Raw genomic sequence first — 16,615 nt, forward strand, 5'->3', positions numbered from 1 at the left:
CCGGCTTGCCGGCGATGAGGCCCTCAGCCGCACTCAGTTCGGCAATTTGTAAGCGATGATGTAATCGCCCATTTTGGTACCCAGCGAGCCATGGCCGCCAGCGGTGACCAGCACGTACTGCTTGCCGCCCTTGCCGGTGTAGGTCATCGGGGTGGCCTGGCCGCCCGCTGGCAGGCGGGATTTCCACAGTTCCTTGCCGGTGTTGACGTCATAGGCCCGCAGATACTGGTCCAGGGTGCCGCTGAGGAAACCCAGGCCGCTGGCGGTGACGATGGAACCGCCCATGCTCGGTACGCCGATCGGCAGACCGATGGGAATCGGCGAGCTGTCGCGGCTGGTGCCGTTCTTGTGTTTCCACACCACTTTGTTGCTGAGCAGGTCGATACCGGCCACATAGCCCCAGGCCGGGGCCTGGCACGGCACGCCCAGCGGCGACATGAACGGGTGCATGGTCACCGCGTACGGCGCACCGGCGTTCGGTTGCACGCCGCTGGTCTCGCTTTCGCGTTTGCTGCCTTCGGCAACGGCGGCGCGTGGCACCATTTTCGAGACGAAGGCCATGTAGTTCGGGCTGGTGAACAGGATCTGCCGAACCGGGTCCACCGACACGCTGCCCCAGTTGAACACGCCGACGTTACCCGGATAGACCAGCGAACCCTGCTCCGACGGCGGGGTGTACTGGCCTTCGTAGCGCAGTTGGCGGAACTGGATACGGCAGAGCATCTGGTCGAACGGGCTGGCGCCCCACATGGCCTGTTCGGTCAGGTCCGGGCCGAGCAGGTTGAGGTCGGAGCGGGCCTGGGTCGGTGCGGTGTGGTCGCCTTCGACCGCGCCTTGCGGTGCCGGGATCTCGCGGATCGGCACGATGGCGCTGCCGTCGCGACGGTCGAGCACGTACAGGCTGCCCTGTTTGGTCGGGGCGATCAGCGCCGGCTTGATGCCGTCGGCGGTCTTCAGGTTGAGCAGGGTCGGCTGGCTGCCGACGTCCATGTCCCACAGGTCGTGGTGGGTGAACTGGTAGTTCCAGCGCACCTTGCCGGTGGCCAGGTCGAGGGCGACGATGCCGGCGCTGAATTTCTCCGCGCCCGGGGTACGGTCGGCGCCCCACTGGTCCGGGGTCTGGTTGCCCAGCGGCAGGTAGACCATGCCGAGATTCTCGTCGACGCTGGCCAGCGACCACATGTTCGCCGAGTTGCGGCTGTAGGTCTTGCCGGGCGCGAGCGGCGCGGTCTGGTCGGGGTTGTTGCTGTCCCAGTTCCACACCAGGCGACCGTCGTGGACGTCAAAGGCGCGGATCACGCCGGACGGCTCGTTGGTCGATTCGTTGTCGGTGACGTGACCGCCGAGGATCACCAGGCTGCGGGTGATGGCGGCAGGCGAGGTGGAGTAATAGCCGCCTGGGGTGAACGGGCCGATGCCTTGGGTCAGGTCGATCACGCCCTGGTTGCCGAAGCCTTCGCAAACCTTGCCGTTGTCGGCGTTCAGCGCGATCAGGCGGGCGTCGGCGGTTGGCAGATAGAGGCGACGCGGGCAAGCGCGGGCCACAGCCTGGCCGGCCTCGGAGATTTTCGGCGCCGGGCTGCCGTCGGCGTTCACGTAGCTGTTTTCGTCGTAGTAGGAGACGCCGCGGCAGGTCATGTGGGCGAAGCCCTTGAAGCCGGACGGGCTCTTGATCTGCGGGTCGAAGCGCCAGATTTCCGCGCCGGTGTCAGGGTCCAGGGCCAGCACCTTGCTGTGGGCGGTGCAGGCGTAGAGCATGCCGTTGACCTTCAGCGGGGTGTTCTGGTTGGTCAGTTCAACCGGGTCGTTTTCGGTGGGCAGGTCACCGGTGCGGATGCGCCAGGCTTCTTCCAACTGATAGATGTTGGTCGGGGTGATCTGGCGCAGTGGCGAATAGCGGTCGCCGAACTCGGTGCGGCCATAGGCCTGCCACTCGCCGTCGGGCATGTCCGGGGCGGTGCTGCCCAGGGTGGTGGTGTCACGACCCAGCTCACCCTTGATTTCACCGGGGTAGGTGAACTGGCTGGCGATGGCGGTGGCGCCGGAGGCGACGACGGCCAGGCTCAGCAGGGCGATGTTGATGCGTGCCGGCTGACCGGCCAGGCCACGCAGCGGACGCCGAGCCCACGGCAGCAGCAAGACCACGCCAATGGCGAACCACAGGGCCAGGCGCGGTACCAGTTGCCACCAATCCAGGCCGACTTCCCAGAGTGCCCAGGCGGTGCTGCCCAGCAACACCACGCCATACAGGCCCAGCGCATGCTTGCGCAGCGCCAGCAGCATGACGCCGGACACGGCGAAGCCGATCCCGGCAATCAGGTAATACAGCGAACCATCGAGCTGCATCAGCTTGATACCGCCGGCCACCAGGGCCATGCCCATCAGCAACAGCAGCACGCCGAGCAGTCTCGGTAACCAGCGGGTTCTACTCAGGGCACCCTCAGTGCTCATCGTCAGTTCTCCATCATGTTGAATACGTCAGGCCCGGGGGCCGGTTAAAAGCTGCTCTGGATCTTCAGGCCACCGATCAGCGCGTCGTCCACCTCGCGGACACCGCCCGGATGGCGGATGTACTGCAGGTTCGGGCGCACGGTGAGCCAGTCGGCCAGGTGAATGCCGTAATACAGCTCGGCGCTGTATTCGGTGTCCTGGACCGGACGGAAATCGGAATCGTCGTAATCAGTGAGGCCGGCGACGGCGTTGCGCGTCTCGGCGTTCTTGCGATAAGCGGGGTTGACGTGCACGCGGGCGAGGGCAAAGCCGATGTCGTCCTTGGCACGCGCATCGAACGGCCCCCTGTACACCACACCTGCCTGAACATAGTTGTCGATGGCATTGGTCTTCTTATCGTGCAGCGTGGCATTGGCGAAAACGCTCAGGCCACGGGAATGGTCGCTTGCCAGCGACGTCACCTGCTGCTGCGCCCCCAGCCAGAAACCATGCTTGCCCGCATGACGGGCGTAGGCCTGGCCACTCATTGCCGCAGCGTGATCGTCGTCGTCGCGGTAAACATCGTTTGCCTTGGCATTACTGTAGTAGTAGCCGGCGCGATATTCCCCTTTGAGGCCTCTGACTTCCGGGCTCCAGACCAGTTCAAGCGGAAACATCGCACCCTGGGTGCCGCTGCCGCTGAGTTTGAAACCGTTCTGCCGGTCGAGGTTGGACGGGTTCTGCTCGAAAGCGCCGACCTGCGCGTACAGCTCGGGCGTCAAGTTGTAGCGGACCCGCGCCGCCCACTGGCTGACCGGCCAGTTGTACCAACTGTCGCCGACCCAGTTGCCGACCTGGGAGCCGCAGAACGCCAGGTTCTGGAAGTCGCAGGGGAAGCTGTTGAAGTCCTCGCCTTCGCCGAAGCGGCCGACTTTCACGTCCAGGGCGCCGTCGAAGTACTTCTGCTTGACCCACATCTGCGTCAGCCGCCAGGTCTGTCCGCGTCCCCAGACTTCCTGAGCCGAGGTGAAGCCGCCGACGCGCGGGTCGTTGATGCGGTCATTGCTGATGTTGTTGCCGTGGCGCTCGGTGACGGTCAACTGGAACTCGGCGTCGTGCCAGCCGAGGATTTTTTCCAGGTCCAGGTGGCTGCCGAAGCCGAACTGGTCGCTGTAGCGGGCGGTGCTGTCGTGGTCATGGCCGCCGCGCAGGTTGCTGCCCATTTCCCCGGTGTAGGTCAGGCTGAAGTCGTAGCCGCGTTCGGCCAGCTCACTGCGACTGCCGTTCCAGTCGCCGAGCATCCGCGGCGAGTCGGTATCGAACAGCGAAGCGCCGTGGGCGGCACTGGCAAAAGCGCACAACAGCGGCGCGGCGAGGAGGCGGGGTGCAGGGAAACGAGGCATGAGATAGCGCTATCTTTTGATTGTTGAAAAAAACGGCAAATGTCCCGGCGGGTAGAGATCGCCAGGATTGTGCCGTGATTTTTAGTGGATTAAGCGTTTCAGCTTGGGGCGGGGAGGATATAGAGGATCGCGGGGATTGGAAAGGCGGGACGTGGCGATGGAGTGTTGTGGGATTGGTAACAATCCTGCTTGCAGGCCTTCGCGGCGAACCACCGCGAAGGCCTGCAAAGGGTCAGAACGTCGTGCGCAACCCGACTTCCACGCTGCGCCCGGCCGCCGGCGCGATATCCCGCAGGATCGAACTGGCATAGCGCACCGTCTGGTCCGTCAGGTTCTCGCCGCGAACGAAGGCCAGCCATTCACTTTCCCCGACATTGAAGCGGTAGCCGAGGCTTGCCCCCAAGGTGGTGTAGCCATCGGTGCTGGTTTCGTTGGCCGGCTTGCGGTGCTGCGAGGCGGCGTGTTGCACGTCGATCCGCGCCTGCCAGCGATCGAGGTTCCACAGCAGCCCGCTGTTCAGGCGCAGCGGGGCGATGCGCGGCAGGTCTTCGCCGGTGTCGAGGTTCTTCGCGCGGGTGTAGTCGCCGGAGAGTTCCAGGGCGAAGCTGCCGTAGCGGTTTTCCAGCAGTTGCCAGCGGTCCTGCGCCTCGATGCCGTAGAAGCGTGCGCGCACGCCGCGGTAGAGGTACTCGGGCACGTCGCCTTCGTGGTCATGATCGTGGTCGTGATCATCATGGTCGTGATCGTCGTCGCCGTGGTCATGGCCTTCGCGCATTTCACCGCTGGCCAGCAGGCCGATGTAGTTGCTGAAGTGGCTGTAGAACACCCCGACGCTGCCTTTGTGCGTGCCGTTGTCGAAACGCAGGGCGAGGTCGCTGGCGATGGCTTTTTCTTTCGACAGGTTCGGATCACCCACCTCAAAGCTGCCGGTGGCGACGTGGGCGCCATTGGCGTACAGCTCATAGAAAGTCGGCGCGCGTTCGGTGTAGCCCAGGCTCGCGGCCAGCGACCAGACCGGGGTCAAGCGGTACACCGCGCCGGAAGACAGGCTGGCAGCGGTGAAGCTGCTGGCGCTGTCGGCCTCGGCGAAGCGCTCGCTGCCTTTGCTGTCGGGATCGACCCGGGTGTGTTCCAGGCGACCGCCCAGGCTCAGGTTGAGGCGCTCGGTGGCTTGCCACTGTTCCAGCAGGAACAGCGCGACGCTGTTGGTATCGGTCTGCGGGACGAAGGCTTCTTCACCCAGGGCCGAGAATTCGTTGCGGCTGACCTGCGCGCCGATCACCCCTTCCACCGGGCCCAGCGGCTGGTGCCGGGCTTCGACGCGGGCCTCGTAGCCCTTGTTCTTGAAGGTGGTGTGGACCTCGCCTTCTTCCAGTTCGCGGTGCTGGTAATCGGTGTAGCCGAGGTCGAATTTCAGCGAGCTGAACGGGCCGTCCAGGTCGCGGATTTCCGAGGCGAAACCGTAGTGATCCTGCTCCATGGCCAGGCGGACGCCGGGTTCGGCCACCGAGCCGTAGTTGGCGTCGTAACGGCTGTAGGACACGCCGGTGTAACCGTGCTCCCAGGTGTAGGAACCGCCGATGGCGCCGCCGTCCTGGCGTCCGTCGCTGTTTTCCAGACGATGACGGCTGCCGGGTTCGTCGGCGTCGCGGACCTTCGCGCTCTGCGCGTAGCCGGGAATGCGCAGGTCATTGAACTGACGGCTGTTGGCGTCCAGGTGCAGGGCGAAACGGCCGTCGCCCGCTTCCAGCTTGCCGGCGGAACTGCGGGTGGTGTCTGCGCCGCCGTAGCGCAGTTCGCCGGCACCGTGGATGCCTTCGATGGCTTCGGTGGGAATGCGGTTATCGAAGGTGTTGACCACGCCGCCGATGGCGCTGCCGCCGTAGAGCAGGGCGGCGGGGCCGCGGACGATTTCCACCCGCTCGACATTCACCGGGTCCAGCGGAACGGCGTGGTCGTAGGACAGCGCGGACGCGTCCAGCGCACCGACGCCGTTGCGCAGCAGGCGAATGCGGTCGCCGTCCAGGCCGCGAATGATCGGCCGGCTGGCGCCCGGGCCGAACCAGGTCGAAGACACGCCAGGCTGGTTGTTGAGGGTTTCACCGAGGCTGCCTTTCTGTTGCAGCAGCAACTGGTCACCTTCCAGCACGCTGCTCGGCGTGGCCAGTTGCGCATTGCCCAGCGGGTTGGCCGTGACTACCTGAGGTTGCAATTCCAGCGCCTGGCTCGGTGAGCTGGCAAGCCAGAGCGCGACGGCAAGGGGTGAAAGGGGAAGCGGGAGGTAACGCATGCAGGGTCCTTGGCAGAGGTCATTTATCGTTACACTATAACATTGCCGTGAAATCAAAATGCAATCCCTCTCGTGGCGCATCCCGCCAGCTAGACTCCTGAAAGCCTCGATCCGGATGAAAGAGGCAGACGCGCGCCGGCACCTGGGCTAAGGTGCGCACCTTTGTTTTGCTGGAGACAGGCATGAGCGCCGCTGACAAGAATCCGCTGCATGGCGTGACACTGGAAAACATCCTCACCGCACTGGTGGCGCACTACCAATGGGACGAGTTGGGGAAAAAAATCGACCTGCGTTGCTTCAAGAGCGATCCGAGCATCAAGTCGAGCCTGACTTTCCTGCGCAAGACGCCGTGGGCCCGTGAGAAAGTCGAAAGCCTGTACCTGAAGATGCTGCGCGATATCAAACGCGGGCAGTGAGTCGATGACCGCGCGACACTGGACCGGCGCGGCAGCCTGCCTCGGCTGGTTCGGCCTGGCGATCCAGCTGTACCTGGTGCTGTGGGCGCGCTGGCAGGACCAGGCCAGCCTGTTGGGCGGGCTGGTCAACGTCTTCGGTTTTTTCACCGTGCTGAGCAATGTGCTGGTCGCGACCGTGCTGACCCAGGCGGCGTTCGGCCGTGAGTCGGCGGCGCGGCGGTTCTGGCTGTTGCCGTGGGTGGGTTTCGGCGTGCTGGTCAGCATTGTCTTCGTCGCTGTGGCCTACAGCCTGTTGCTGCGCCATCTCTGGCAACCCGAGGGTTGGCAATGGCTGGCGGACGGCCTGCTGCACGACGTGATGCCGGCGCTGTTCGCGGGGTATTGGTGGCTGCGGGTGGAGAAGGGCACCTTGCGGCTCAGGCATCTGGCGGCCTGGTTGCTGTACCCGCTGGGGTATTTCGGCTACACGTTGCTGCGCGGCCATTGGGTCGGGTTCTATCCGTACCCGTTCATCGATGTGGCGAGCCTGGGTTACCCCCAGGTACTGCTCAATGCGCTGACGATGCTCGGCGCCTTTATCGTTCTTGGCCTGTGTGTGATTGGCCTGGACCGCTGGCAGGGAAAGCGCCTGACGCGAGCCAGGACGCATCCCTGATTTCCGTCAGTCGTCGGCGGTGCCGTCCAGGCGCCAGTAGGCGGCGGCCTTGAGGCGGTCTTCCGACACGCCTTTTTCTTCCAGCAGCAGCGCCTTGGCCTTGCGGGTCAGGCCTTTTTCCAGCGCCACCCAAGCGTACAGCTCGCCTTGCGGCAGGCTCACTTTGGCCAATACCTCCAGCACATTCTGCTTGTGCCGCTCAATCCAGATCACCTCGACATCCGCCTTGCTCGGCAGCGGCTGGCGTTCTTGCGCGTCTTCGATTTCCACCAGCACCAGCACCTTGCGGCCGGCCGACAGCTCTTCCAGACGGCGACCGATGGCCGGGATAGCGGTTTCATCGCCCACCAGCAGGTAGCTGTCGAAGATATCCGGCACTACCAGCGAGCCGCGTGGGCCGGCGATGTTCAATCTGTGGCCGGGTGCGGCCTGGGCGGCCCAGGTCGACGCAGGGCCGTCGCCATGGAGGACGAAGTCCAGATCCAGTTCGTTGTTGACCAGGTCGATGCGCCGCGGGGTGTATTCGCGCATGGTCGGCTTCACGCCTTCCTTGGGCAGGGTGAGGGCGTCCATCGCGGCCTGTTCTTCGGCGTTGTTGGCGAACAGCAGTTTGACGTGGTCATCGCTGCCGAGGCTGATGAAGCCTTGCAGTTGCGCACCGCCAAGGGTGATGCGGCGCATGCGCGGAGTCAGGTCGACGACCCGCAGCACGGTCAACTGACGGTGTTTGATCTCGTGCATGACGCGGTGGATGGTGTTTTCGCTAACAGTCATTCGGATGGCTCCTGGGAAGGGGAGGTTGCCGGGCCGGCAACGATGGCTTTCGCGGTTTCGTTGAGCAGGTTGCGTACCCGCTCTATCTCTTGTGGGTTCCAGCGCCCGCTGTGCATCTGCAGGGCATGGCGCAGGTTGTGAACGGCTTCGTGGATCTCCGGCGGACGGTCGTGCCCGCGTAGCGAGCGTTTGCTGACTTCGATGCGCATGCGCACGCCGTCCAGCGCCACGGCCTGGTCTTCGAGGGATTGGCGCCCGGCGTCGGTGGCGCGGTAGAGCTTCTTGCTGCCGTCGATTTCGCCGCTGATCAGTTCGCTTTCTTCGAGAAAGGTCAGGGTCGGGTAGATCACGCCCGGGCTCGGGCTGTAGTTGCCGTCGAACAGGCTTTCGATCTGGCGGATAAGGTCGTAGCCGTGGCAGGGCTGCTCGGCGAGCATCGCCAACAGCAGCAGTTTCAGGTCACCCGGAGCGAAGACCCGGGGACCTCGGTCGCCGCGTTCGCGACGGCGCTCGAAGCCTTCGGATTCGCGGGGGCCGTGGGGGAAATCGCGCATGAGGTTTCTCCTGAGTGCTTACGATATGTCTCAAGATATTACTCAAGATATATCTTATTGCAAGCGGGAGATGGGTTTGGTCAGGCCTCATGCGGCTTAAAGGGACGACGGAGAACTCAATTTGCCTGGGTAACACTCGACCCCGGCTCAGCCATCAGCGGCGGCGCACAAAGGGTATTGCCGCCCGGTTTCAGGTACGGCAGAAGGATCGGCGCCATGCCCTTGAGCACCTGCACCGGCAGCGCCGAGGTGAATTTGAACGCTTCCGCAGCCCGGCCCGGGACGAACGCTGTGAGAGTGCCGAAGTGGTTATCACCCAGGAAGAACACGAAGGTCGCCGTGCGGTTCAGCGAACGCGAGCCGATCAGCCGGCCGCCCGCGCCGAAACTCTCGATGCGGTTGTCGCCGGTGCCGGTCTTGCCGCCCATGGTCAGCACGGTGCCGTCATCGAGCTTGAACGCCCCGGACACCCGCCGCGCCGTACCCGCATCGACCACTTGCGACATCGCTCCGCGCAGCGCCTGCGCCACTTCCACCGAGAGCACCCGTTCGCCGCGGTCCGGATTACCGGCCAGGCTGGTTTCGTAAGGGGTGCCGGCAGCGAAGTGCAGGGTGTCGATCCGCAGCACCGGCAGGCGCACGCCATCGTTCTGGATGATCCCGACCAGTTCGGCGAGGGCGGCCGGACGGTCGCCGGAGCTGCCGATGGCGGTGGCCAGTGAAGGCACCAGGTGATCGAACGGATAGCCAACGCGTTTCCAGCGCGCGTGGATATCGAGGAATGCCTCGACTTCCACCAAGGTGCGGATGCGACTGTCGCGAGCGCCTTTGTGCTTGCTCTTGAACAGCCAGCCGTAGACTTCCTGACGCTCGAAATGGCTGGCCAGCACGGCCTCCTGGAAGCTGGATCCGGGGTGTTTGAGCAGATAACCGACCAGCCACAGGTCGAGCGGGTGGGACTTGGCGATGAACCCCTGGTCAGGCAGGTCGTACTTGCCGGGGCCGTAGGCCAGATACAGGTCTTCGAGGCGGCCGTCGCTCAGTGGATCTTTCTTGCCGGCCTGCGGCTTGCTGACCAGGCCTTCTTTCTTCATATGGGCACGGACGAAGGCGTTGAAGGTGCTCTGGTCCGCTTCGGGGAACAGGTAGCGGTGCACGGCGGCCAGGCGAATCGGTGTCGCCCGCAGGCCGTCGAGGAAGGTATCGAGGCGTTCCTGGGACGTCTTGCGCTGGTATTTTTTCCAGAACCGGCGCAGGAAATCGGTACCTTCGCGGTCAGCGAAGCGCGCCAGATATTCCTGACGCCGCGGCTCGGCATCGTCCTTGAGCAGCGCGGAACTGTTGCCCGGCGCCTGGTAGGTGCTGTAGCGCACCAGATCGCGCATCAGGCGGATGAAGGGCAGGTTGATCGACTCGCGCAGGGCGTCTTTCAGCGTCGGAATGCGACCGTTGTCTTCCTTGCGGAAGTTGTTGAACACGTGCAGGCCGCCACCGGTGAAGAACGCCTCGCCAGGGCTGGCCGAATATTTGCGCTCCAGCGCGGCATCGAGCATCGCGGTGATATTGCGGTCCTTGTTCTGGATCAGGTAGTCGATGGCCCAGCGGGTGATGAAGTCGACGTCGGTCACTTCGACTTTCTTCAGTTCCGGCACCGACATGCCGCCGTAGCGGTCATGCAGCTCGGAGATGATCTCCAGGTAACTGGTCAGCACCCGCAGCTTGGCGGTGGAGCCCAGCTCCAGCTTGCTGCCTTCGTTGATGTCGAAGGGCTGGTCGGTGCTGTCGGTCTGCACCCGCACCCGCGAGCCGTCGGCGGTGCGTTCCATCAGGGTGAAGCTGTAGCGCACCTGGGTGGTGCTGGTGGGGGTCAGCAAGCGTTCGCCGAACAGCCCCATTTTTTCGGCGAAGGCCGGGTCGGCGAGGTTTTTCAGGTAGTCGCTGACCTGGGTCTGCAAGCCGGATTGCAAGGTGCTGGTGGCCGACAGATCAAGGCGGTCGAGGTCGTACAGCGGCCGCGCGAGCATGCTCGAAAGACGGCTGCGGGCGACGCTGATGCCCTTGTTGGTGACGATCGGCACGATGGTCGGCTGGGCCACCCAGTCGCGGTAAATCGCCTTGCTGGCCAGAGCCGCATTGGCCAGTGGCTGGTCGATGATGTTGCCTGCTGCCAGCAGGCGAATATGGCTGTCGGTCAGGACCGCCAGTTCATTGCGGCCCTTGGCCAGAAAGTGCGAAGGACGGCGCTGGGCGATCATCAAGGACAGCACCTGGCGCAGGGCCAGGCCGCGGGCGGCGAGGGTTTCCGGATCGGTTGCGGTGGAGGCCAGCAGGCGGTTGACCTCGGCGAAATCGGCGCCGTACCAGACGCGCAAGCCCTCGGCCATGCCGTGCACTTCACCGTGGCCGGGCACCGCCGAGAGCGGCACGCTGTTGAGGTAGTCGCGGACGATACGCTGCCGCGCTTCCAGGGTTTGCGGGCCGTCCTGGTAGGCGCGCACGCTGGCGGAAATCATCTGGCGGATCTTCTCGCCGCCGGACGCCGTCAGGCCGTCCGGCGAATGGCGGTATTTCTCCAATTGCGTGGCCAGGGTGCTACCGCCCGCCGACTGGCCGGGCAGGGCCAGGTACTTGGCGATCTGGGTGTAGGCTGCTTTGGCGAAGCGCGGCCAGTCCACTGCCGGGTTGCCGTTGGGGTCGTTGGGATCAAGCAGGTCGCGGTTCTCGATGAACAGCAAGCTGTGCACCATCACCGGTGGAATAGCGGCGAAGTCCGGGTAAAGGTGTTGCGGGTACTGGTACTGATAGAGCACATCGCCCTTGCAGTCGGTGATACTCAGGCCGGCCTGAATTTTCTCGGTGTAGGGTACGAAAAAGCCGCGATCAACGTAGCTCATCAGTGCTGGAGAGAAGCGAGTCTGCTCCACCACCACATAGTCCCGCTTCAGCAGGCGAGGAATGAATTCTCCGAGGGCGCTGTAGCCCAGACGCTTATCGAACGGCCCTTCGCCGGGGTAGACCATGGCGTCGGTGGGGCCCTTGTGCATCGAGTAGCTCAGGGTCGCCGCAAACTTGCTGAACTCGCGGGATTGCAGGCGGGAACTCTGCATTTCCTTGGCGGCGGCATAGGCCAGCAACGTCAGCGTGACCAGCACGATCAGGGCGATCAACCACCACAAGTAGCGTAGGCGGGAGCGGCGAGGCGGCGGCGTATCTTCCGAATTTTCTGCGGGGGCTAGGGTATTTCCGTGATCAGAGTGCCACTGTGCGCCCATAGTCTTAAGCCTGGTTTTGTCTTTTTCGTCTTACTTGCCTGAAGCTTAGACGCTGACCGGAGGCGGTGAAAAAATTGTTGGGAGCTGTCAGCTAATTCCTAAAAACGGGTCAGAAATCATAGGCTTTGCATGTCATATTGGCCGCCCTATTTTGGTGCCAAATTCCCCGTGCCCCCTGAGCGATTCGCGCTTGTGCGGTGAAAGCCACTCCACAAAAGCCGTTTTAGCCGAGACTTCCAGCCAAATATCCAGGTGTTTACAGTGAAAACGCCTGCTTTCGCCTCCCTATACTGCTGGCCCTTTCGCTCTGCCGGCACCTTGACTGCCCGCGGACGGGCTCACCCACAAGGTCGAGCCCGGCGAGGCACCGCGTCCTGCCTATCGGCGATGCGCCTGCCTGCGTGATTGCTCATATCCAATAACAAAATGAGGTTGTATCACCATGCCAGTCGGCAACCCTTCTCCTGCCGAGACCGTCCAGGGCGGTCCACTCAAACGGGAACTCGGCGAACGCCACATTCGCCTCATGGCCCTTGGCGCCTGCATCGGCGTCGGTCTGTTCCTCGGTTCCGCCAAGGCCATTGAAATGGCCGGTCCGGCGATCATGCTGTCCTACATCATTGGTGGCCTGGCGATCCTGGTGATCATGCGGGCGCTCGGCGAAATGGCCGTGCACAACCCGGTGGCCGGGTCCTTCAGCCGTTACGCACAAGATTATCTCGGCCCGCTGGCAGGCTTCCTGACCGGCTGGAACTACTGGTTCCTGTGGCTGGTAACTTGCGTTGCCGAAATCACCGCGGTGGCCATCTACATGGGCATCTGGTTCCCCGACGTCCCGCGCTGGATCTGGGCCCTGGCGGCGCTGGGCAGCATGGGCGCGATCAACCTGATCGCGGTCAAGGCTTTCGGTGAGTTCGAGTTCTGGTTCGCCCTGATCAAGATCGTCACCATCATCGCCATGGTCATTGGCGGCATCGGTGTCATCGCCTTCGGCTTCGGCAACGACGGTGTCGCGCTGGGCATCGGCAACCTGTGGAGCAACGGCGGCTTCATGCCCAACGGCGTCACCGGTGTGCTGATGTCGCTGCAGATGGTGATGTTCGCCTACCTCGGCGTGGAAATGATCGGCCTCACCGCCGGTGAAGCGCGCAACCCGCAGAAGACCATCCCCCAGGCCATCGGCTCGGTGTTCTGGCGCATCCTGCTGTTCTACGTTGGCGCGCTGTTCGTGATCCTGTCGATCTACCCGTGGAACGAGATCGGCAGCCAGGGCAGCCCGTTCGTGATGACGTTCGAGCGCCTCGGCATCAAGACCGCCGCCGGCATCATCAACTTCGTGGTGATCACCGCTGCGCTGTCGTCCTGTAACGGCGGCATCTTCAGCACCGGGCGCATGCTCTACAGCCTCGCGCAGAACGGCCAGGCCCCGGCCGCCTTCGCTCGCACCTCGCGCAACGGCGTGCCGCGCAATGCGCTGCTGCTGTCCATCGCCGCGTTGCTGCTGGGCGTGTTGGCCAACTATCTGGTGCCGGAAAAAGTCTTCGTCTGGGTGACCTCGATTGCCACCTTCGGCGCGATCTGGACCTGGGCGATGATCCTGCTGGCGCAACTGAAATTCCGCGCCGGCCTGAGCGACGCCGAGCGCGACCGCCTGCAATACCGCATGTGGCTGTGGCCGCTGAGCTCCTATCTGGCGCTGGCGTTCCTGGTGCTGGTGGTGGGCTTGATGGCGTACTTCGAAGACACCCGTGTGGCGCTGTATATCGGCCCGGCGTTCCTGGTGTTGCTGACGGCCCTGTATTACGGGTTCAAGCTGGCCCCGAAGGGTGAAGAAGGCGGGCTGGTACGCCCCGCCTCGTAACATCGAAAAAAACCTGCAGGAGCGCACTTGTCCGGGCGCTCCTGCACGGATCAGGCGGCGGGTGCCGGCACCACCCGCGTCAGCCGTTTGTTCCAGTCCAGCCACACCGCCAGCAGCATCATCAATCCTACCCCCGCCAGTGCACTGAACACCTGCATCGACCAATGTTCATCGCCCAGCGCGTTGGCCATGTCCGCCAGCGGTGCCAGCAGTACGCCGAAGCAGAACACTTCCAGCGAATATCGGCCCAACCGGCAGCTCTGTCGCGCCAGCCAGTTTTCCAGCCATGCGCCTGCGGGCAACAAACGTGCGGTGCAGTAGGCGAGGGCCAGGAAGTGCAGCAGCCGCGCGGGTGACAGGTTGGTCTTGCTGATCGGGTACAGCCACTCGGCCAGCACCTTCGGCATGAAGGCGTCATGCACCTCGGGCCAGCGCCACGACAAGGCGATCAGCGCACACAGCAGCAAGTAGCCCGCAGCGACCATGAACAACGGTTGTCGCCATACTGGCCGCAGCTCCGGCGGATGCTCGCGCTGGGAATGGATCGCTACCGCGCCGCCGAGGATGAACAGCAGTTGCCAGGCCAGCGGATTGAAGAACCACACACCGCCTTCCTGCGCCGCCAGGTTCCACTGGAACATCGGCGCCATCAGGTATAGCGCCACGGAAAAGCCCACCACGTATTCCGCCCGGCGCAGCATCAACGGCAGCACCAGTGGCAGCCCGAGCAACAGCAGGATGTACAGCGGCAGCGGGTCCATCAGGTTGGGCTTGAAGCGCAGCAGCAACTCGTCCACCAACGCCTGTTGCGGATTGCCGAGGAAATAATAGAGGCCCATTTCCTGGATCATGTCGCGGGTTTCAACATGGCTGTTGGCGACGAAGACAATGCCCATCAGCAGCACCAGCAGGAAGATGTGCACCACATACAGCACCCAGGCGCGGCGCAGGATGCGCACGCAGGCGACGACCCAGCCGTCGCGCAGCGCTATCTTGCCGTAGGCCAGCACCGCAGCGTAGCCGGCGAGGAACACGAAGATTTCCGCCGCATCGCTGAAGCCGAAATTGCGCACGGTGAGGTTGGCCAGCGGGTTGCCGGGGATGTGGTCCCAGAAGATGAAGACCAGCGCCAGCCCTCGAAAAAAGTCGATCCGGTGATCGCGCCCGTTAATCATGATGAAGGCTCTTGAAGAAGGGTGTTTCAGTAGAGGATCAGCGCAGGCGATCTGCGGTTCCGCGCCGCTGACCTTTGCCGATCAGTGGCGCGGAGGGTGGGGAGTTTTGCCGGATATTGCAACGACGGCGTGTTACCGAATGTCTCTCAGGCGGCCTCGGCGTTCGGCTCGAAACTGTCCGCCCGGGCCATCGCCCACATATGCTGGTAAAACTCGCCGCTGACCTCACCGCTGAGGAGTTCGCCCGGCTTGAGGAACACATGCAGTTGCGAGAACAGCTTGATCTCGGTGGCGGACTTGCGCCGCACCAGATGTTTGGCCTCCAGTTGCGCCGGGTGGTCGAGGCCGGCGGCGGCGAGCATTTCGGCCAGGGCCTTGAGGGTGTTGCGGTGGAAGTTGAACACCCGTTGGGCCTTGTCCGGCACCACCAGGGCGCGCTGGCGCAGGCCGTCCTGAGTGGCGACGCCGGTCGGGCATTTGTTGGTGTGGCAGCTTTGCGACTGGATGCAGCCAATGGCGAACATGAAGCCGCGCGCGGCGTTGGCCCAGTCGGCGCCGATGGCCAGCACACTGGCGATGTCGAACGCGCTGACGATCTTGCCGCTGGCGCCGAGCTTGATCTTGTCGCGCAGGTTCAGCCCGACCAGGGTGTTGTGCACAAATAACAGGCCTTCGCGCAGCGGCACGCCGATATGGTCGGTGAATTCTACTGGCGCCGCGCCGGTGCCGCCTTCCTTGCCGTCGACGACGATGAAGTCGGGCAGGATGCCGGTCTCCAGCATCGCCTTGGCGATGCCCATGAACTCCCACGGATGGCCCAGGCAGAACTTGAAGCCCACCGGTTTGCCACCGGACAGTTCGCGCAGTTGAGCGATGAAATGCATCATCTCGATCGGCGTGGAGAAGGCACTGTGCCGCGACGGCGAAACGCAGTCCTCGCCCATCATCACGCCACGGGTCTCGGCGATTTCCTCGGTCACCTTGTGCTTGGGCAGGATGCCGCCGTGACCTGGTTTGGCACCCTGGCTCATCTTGATTTCGATCATCCGCACCTGCGGGTTGCGCGCCTGTTCGGCGAAGCGCTCGGGGTCGAAGCGGCCGTCGGCGGTGCGGCAGCCGAAATAGCCGCTGCCCAGTTCCCAGGTCAGGTCGCCGCCGTGCTCGCGGTGATAGGGGCTGATGCTGCCTTCGCCGGTGTCATGGGCGAAGTTGCCCAGCTTGGCGCCGAGGTTCAGCGCGCGGATGGCATTGGCGCTCAGCGAGCCGAAGCTCATCGCCGAGATGTTGAACACCGACGCCGAGTACGGCTGGGTGCATTGCGGCCCGCCGACGATGACCCGGAACGCCGACGGATCGCTCAGCGGCGCCGGGCGCATGGAGTGGCCGATGAACTCGAAGCCGGACTGATAGACATCGATCAGAGTGCCGAACGGCTTGTCCGCCCCCTCGTTCTTGGCCCGCGCGTACACCAGCGAGCGCTGCGCGCGGGAGAACGGCAGGGCATCGCTGTCGGACTCCAGCAGGTATTGGCGGATCTCCGGGCGAATGCCTTCGACCAGGTAGCGGATATTGCCGAGGATCGGGTAGTTACGGCGCACCGCATGACGCTTCTGCAGCAGGTCGAACAGGCCGATCAGGCTGAGAATCGCAGTGGCGAGGGTGAAGGGCCAGAGCCATTCATGGTGCAGGAACGGCAGGCTGGTGAGGGTGAACAGGACGCAGGCGGCGAAAAAGGCGTAGCGGCTCAGAAGTGACAGGCTCATACGGTTTCCTTTGTATTGGCAC

11 protein-coding genes are annotated in these 16,615 nt (G+C 63.8%); 3 read left to right on the forward strand and 8 right to left on the reverse strand.

What is annotated here, in order from left to right; genetic code table 11:
- Nucleotides 1-33: 33 nt before the first annotated feature.
- The 3 genes from DM374_RS26265 to DM374_RS26275 form a co-directional block, all read right to left on the reverse strand.
- A complete protein-coding gene (locus tag DM374_RS26265) occupies nt 34-2,451 on the reverse strand; it encodes a glucose/quinate/shikimate family membrane-bound PQQ-dependent dehydrogenase (RefSeq protein ID WP_110972498.1) in 2,418 nt (805 codons plus the stop codon).
- A 44-nt stretch (nt 2,452-2,495) separates the two neighbouring features.
- Nucleotides 2,496-3,833: a carbohydrate porin gene (locus tag DM374_RS26270; protein ID WP_110972499.1), complete on the reverse strand. Its 1,338-nt coding sequence runs from the start codon at nt 3,831-3,833 to the stop codon at nt 2,496-2,498.
- Nucleotides 3,834-4,065: 232 nt separating this feature from the next.
- Nucleotides 4,066-6,123, reverse strand: coding sequence for a TonB-dependent receptor (locus DM374_RS26275; RefSeq protein ID WP_110972500.1), 2,058 nt, complete (start codon nt 6,121-6,123; stop codon nt 4,066-4,068).
- Between the two features lie 182 nt (nt 6,124-6,305).
- Between DM374_RS26275 and DM374_RS26280 the strand changes: the two genes are divergently transcribed.
- On the forward strand, nt 6,306-6,539 hold the full coding sequence (locus DM374_RS26280; RefSeq protein WP_110972501.1) for a VF530 family protein: 234 nt from the start codon (nt 6,306-6,308) through the stop codon (nt 6,537-6,539).
- 4 nt (nt 6,540-6,543) lie between these two features.
- The gene (locus DM374_RS26285; protein ID WP_110972502.1) at nt 6,544-7,194 is read left to right on the forward strand and encodes a Pr6Pr family membrane protein; all 651 of its coding nucleotides are present in this window, start codon (nt 6,544-6,546) and stop codon (nt 7,192-7,194) included.
- A 6-nt stretch (nt 7,195-7,200) separates the two neighbouring features.
- Here the strand turns inward: DM374_RS26285 and DM374_RS26290 are convergent, their stop codons facing one another.
- From DM374_RS26290 to DM374_RS26300, 3 genes are all read right to left on the reverse strand, one after another.
- The gene (locus tag DM374_RS26290; protein ID WP_110972503.1) at nt 7,201-7,968 is read right to left on the reverse strand and encodes a siderophore-interacting protein; all 768 of its coding nucleotides are present in this window, start codon (nt 7,966-7,968) and stop codon (nt 7,201-7,203) included.
- Nucleotides 7,965-8,522 carry a PadR family transcriptional regulator gene (locus tag DM374_RS26295; RefSeq protein WP_110972504.1) on the reverse strand — a complete coding sequence of 186 codons (558 nt, stop codon included), beginning with the start codon at nt 8,520-8,522 and terminating at the stop codon, nt 7,965-7,967. The genes DM374_RS26290 and DM374_RS26295 overlap by 4 nt, the downstream gene beginning before the upstream one ends.
- A 116-nt stretch (nt 8,523-8,638) precedes the next feature.
- Complete coding sequence (locus DM374_RS26300) at nt 8,639-11,794, reverse strand: transglycosylase domain-containing protein (protein ID WP_110972505.1); 3,156 nt, start codon at nt 11,792-11,794, stop codon at nt 8,639-8,641.
- Nucleotides 11,795-12,236: 442 nt separating this feature from the next.
- Here DM374_RS26300 and DM374_RS26305 point away from each other — a divergent pair, with 442 nt between their 5' ends.
- Entirely contained in the window at nt 12,237-13,655 is a 1,419-nt protein-coding gene (locus DM374_RS26305; RefSeq protein ID WP_110972506.1) for an amino acid permease, read from the forward strand.
- Nucleotides 13,656-13,705: 50 nt separating this feature from the next.
- Here the strand turns inward: DM374_RS26305 and DM374_RS26310 are convergent, their stop codons facing one another.
- Together DM374_RS26310 and DM374_RS26315 are read right to left on the reverse strand one after the other, a co-directional pair.
- The gene (locus DM374_RS26310; protein WP_110972507.1) at nt 13,706-14,830 is read right to left on the reverse strand and encodes an OpgC family protein; all 1,125 of its coding nucleotides are present in this window, start codon (nt 14,828-14,830) and stop codon (nt 13,706-13,708) included.
- 146 nt (nt 14,831-14,976) lie between these two features.
- The gene (locus tag DM374_RS26315) at nt 14,977-16,593 is read right to left on the reverse strand and encodes an FMN-binding glutamate synthase family protein (protein ID WP_110972508.1); all 1,617 of its coding nucleotides are present in this window, start codon (nt 16,591-16,593) and stop codon (nt 14,977-14,979) included.
- Nucleotides 16,594-16,615 lie beyond the last annotated feature (22 nt).

This window comes from Pseudomonas huaxiensis (assembly GCF_003231275.1).
Taxonomy (GTDB): domain Bacteria; phylum Pseudomonadota; class Gammaproteobacteria; order Pseudomonadales; family Pseudomonadaceae; genus Aquipseudomonas; species Aquipseudomonas huaxiensis.